Annotated in this window: 1 protein-coding gene; it reads right to left on the reverse strand. The window is 67.0% G+C overall.

Annotation, left to right across the window (positions count from 1 at the left end):
* Positions 1-518 precede the first annotated feature (518 nt).
* Complete coding sequence (locus ACFYXB_RS45660) at positions 519-2,771, reverse strand: carbohydrate-binding protein (protein WP_389591401.1); 2,253 nt, start codon at positions 2,769-2,771, stop codon at positions 519-521.
* Between the last annotated feature and the right edge of the window lie 598 nt (positions 2,772-3,369).

Here is a 3,369-nt window from a genome sequence, read left to right on the forward strand (position 1 = left end):
GTCAGGAGTGCGGTCACCAGGCGCACGCGGACACGGTGGGCGCTCTCAACGTTCTACGGGCCGGGCTGGTCCGTCGCGAAGCTCAACCGGCTTAGCGAGAAGCCACCCCGTTTACGGGGTGGAGGAGTCACGTGGAGTCCTAGCCGCCGATGTGTAGCAGGAACGGGCGAAGCCCTGTTCTCCCAGGTGGGGTTCGTCGAGTGCCTCGTCCTTGGCGGAGCACGTTTGGGGCACGGCCGGCTCGCCTCCCGGCGTGGCGTGGCGTGAGATGGCGGACGACCGGTGACGGGTGGCGTGGTGTCCTCCTCGGCCCTTCAGCGGTGGGCGCACTCAACACCAGACCTGTGCAGCGGAAATGTACTGATCGTGGGCCTTCTACGACGCTTCGGGCCCACCCGATGACGCGAAGCATCCTCCTCGCAGCACCGGGTGCCGCCACCGTCCCCAGCCGCTGAAGTAAGTAGGTGCAGCGGTCGTGGGGCCGTCGCAGGGGCACCCGGCTGTCGGAGAACCGACGGCTACTTGGTGAGGCGTAGGTAGTCGAGGTTGAAGCCGCCGGTTTCGCAGTAGACGGTGATCGTCTGTTCCCCGGCTGCGAGAGTGACGGGCACGTGCACGGACTGGTACGTCCCCCAGCCGCCCGTGGCAGGCACCGAGACCGTTGCCAGCGTGGCTCCGCTGCCGTCGCGCAGGGACAGGGCGTTCGGCGCAGTGGTACCGGTGCCGTTTGCGACGCGCAGCTCGAGGTCGTAGGTGCCGGCCTGCGCTACGTCGATGCGGTACTTGAGCCAGTTGCCGGCGGCCGTCCAGCCCACGTTCCTGCCTCCGCTGGCCGAGGCGTTGCTCTCGATGAAGTTGCTGCCGTCCGCGGGCCAGCCGTGCTGGTCGGTGTAGCCCTCCGCTTCGATCTTCTCGCCCACCGGGACGGCGTGCGGCCGCACGGTCAGGTGGACGGTCACCTGGTCGCGGGCCCTGCCGTCGGTGGCGTAGAAGGTCATGTCCTGCTCGCCCGCGGTGGTCGGGTGGATCGTGACCAGACCGGTCGCCGGGTCGACGCTGACGCCGTCCGGCAGCTCGCTGGCGTAGTAGGCCAGCCGGTCACCGTCGCGGTCGGTGGCCTGCAACTGGGTGCGCACGGTGCTGTACTGGTCGGCGACTACATCGGTGGTCCGGCCGAAGACCGGGGCGTCGTTGTGGTGGCCGGAGGGAGCGTTGCCCTCCCACCGGTAGCTGGCGTAGGAGCCCGCCGGAACAGTCACCACGAACGTCTGGCCGGCGACGACGATCCGGACCTTGCTGTCAGTGCTGTTGCTGTTGCCGAGGACGGCGACGAACTTGCCGGTACCTGAGCGGAAGACCACGTTGCTGACGCCGTGTTCTGCGGCGCTGGACTCGACGCGCACGTCACCGGGGGAGAGGTACTTGGCGAACTGCCCCATCCCGTACAGCTCGTCGCGGACGGTGAAATCCTTGGTCGTCGTGTTCACCGTGACCAGCCGGTTGGGCCACTTGGTGGTGGCGCCGACCTTCTCCCAGTCGATGTTGTTGTCCCGGGCGGGTGTCCAGTGCAGCGTCCCGCCGTCCTGATCGGTGGTCTGCGCCCACAGGATGTAGGAGCTGGCGTCCAGGCGGAAGTCGCTGAGGAGGGTCGAGGGCGAGAGGTCGCTCGTCTCCGTGAGGTGCACCGGCTTTCCGGTCTGTTCGTACGCGTCGCGCATCACGCGCGGGTCCCCCCAGTAGGGGTGGAAGGCGATGGCGTCTGCCGCGTTCTGGACCTGCTTGCCGGTCACCGAGCCGTCGGGGGCGTCGTCGAAGATGCGGTGGTAGTTCTTGGTCGCCGTGCTGTTGGGATCCCGCCAGTCCCAGAAGTTGAAGTCGTGCACGTAGAGCTGGGTGTTCAGCCGGGCAGTCCGGACTTCACGTTTGATCGCCAGGGCCAGCTTCTGCTGCTGGGCGACGCTGATGTCCATGGCCGGATAGACCACGTCCATGCCCGGCTCGTTCAGCAGTGTCAGGGCGTCTACGCGTATTCCGTGCTTGGCGTAGGCCTGGACGTACTTGACGTAGTAGCGCGCGAACACATCGATGCAGTCGTCGCGCAGCTTGCCGACCTGGTAGTAGTCCGTGGTGCTCCCGGGCTTGAGCGCGACCTCGCCGGTGAACCGGTTGTTCGTCTTCATCCACGCCGGTGCGCTCCACGCGGAGGCGAAGAAGGTGGCCTTCGGGTTGTAGCGCTGAATCAGCTTGATGGTGTCGACGATGTGAAGGTCGATGTCCCGCTGGATGGAGAAGTGCTTGAGGCCGAAGTCCTCTGTGACGCCGGCGGGGAGGTCGTCCTCCGACCAGAACGGGAGATGCTCGATGAGGTCGGGGCTGCCGATCGTCAACCGGAACCGGTCGAGGCCCGCGCCGTTCTTCGGGTCGACTAGCAGTCGGATGGCCGCCTCGCGCTTGGCGGGGGTGAGCTTCCACAGGTTGGAGACGCTCGTCTCGTCCAGGGAGAAGCCGATGCCCGCATATTTCTGCCGGGCGGTACTCGGATCGACGACCACGGTGGCGTCGGCGGGGGCGCCCGTGTCGTCGCCCATGCGGACACTAGGCAGTGGCCGCCATGCCTGCGCGCCGCCGGTGGAGTAGGTGCCGGTCACGACCGGGCCCTGCCTGGTCGGTTCGCGCCCGGCCCGGTCCGCGTGCGCGGTGGGACCTGTGCCGGCCAGTGCGGTCAGTGTCGTGACCGCGATGGCGGCAATCGCGGTGAGAGAACGTCTCACAGCTTCTCCTGGAGTCTGGGGAGTGTCGGGGACTGGTGCCGTGCCAGGTCCGTGGCGCGCGGCCCGTTCCGGCGGCAACGGCACACGTGGTGGAGTGGCTTGGAAGTGCTGGCTGTTACGGCGTGAAGCTCGCTCGGCGACGCTGCACGGCGCCGCTTCGGAACCGGAGTCGGCGAGGCTGTTGCAGCCGTAGGGGCGCGCAGAAAGGCGTTCACGGCTACATCTCCTGACGTGGCGACAGCCACCGCATCGCCCCCCTCCCGCCTCACCGATGGGTTGGATCCAAGCAATTTCATTGGTGTTAAGTCAAGGCATGAAGAAAGCGAGCTTCAGTCAAGCCTCACCGGCGGGAGCGCGGCGTTCGATCGACGACGTGATCGAGCGGAAACCGGCGGGAAGAGTCTGATCGTGACTCCTCCACCCCGTAAACGGGGTGGCTTCTCGCTAAGAGCTCGCGCAGATAGGCAGAGTGGGGGACCCCGGCAGCAAGGCGGGCACAGGTCCCAGTGATCATGGAGTTGCGACGCTCTGTGATCACTGGGGGGACCTGTGCCCGTGCTGCCATCATGGCTGACCGACCCGCTCTGGGACCAATTCG

This window comes from Streptomyces sp. NPDC002619 (genome assembly GCF_042889305.1).
Lineage (GTDB): Bacteria > Actinomycetota > Actinomycetes > Streptomycetales > Streptomycetaceae > Streptomyces.